Origin of the sequence: Bacillus sp. GMs2/2 (assembly GCF_050172095.1) — a bacterium.
Lineage (GTDB): Bacteria > Bacillota > Bacilli > Bacillales > Bacillaceae_G > Bacillus_A > Bacillus_A cereus.
Window position 1 is genome coordinate 1 of sequence record NZ_JBNLYE010000793.1, and the last position, 311, is coordinate 311.

Sequence of the window (311 nt, forward strand, 5' to 3'; positions counted from 1 at the left end):
ATTACATCCACAGCATCATCTGTATGGGATGGATTGAAAAGTGCTATTATGACACCTGTCAATTGGGTTGTTGATGCTGTTAGTGGCGCTTTTAGTGGTATGAAATCCGCGGTACTAGGTGTGTGGGACGGTATTAAAAGTGGTACAAAAACAGCAATTAACGGTGTCATTCGTCTGATTAATAAATTTATAGATGGTTTTAATACACCAGCAGAATTATTGAACGGTATACCAGGAGTTAGTGCACCAACTATTCCACATGTACCCATGCTTGCAAAGGGCGGTCATGTTTTAGGGGATGGGCAATTTAT

General features: G+C 40.5%; 1 pseudogene. It reads left to right on the plus strand.

Annotated features, from left to right (window positions below):
* A pseudogene (locus ACQGS6_RS29565) lies at positions 1-311 on the plus strand (phage tail protein); the annotation flags it as partial.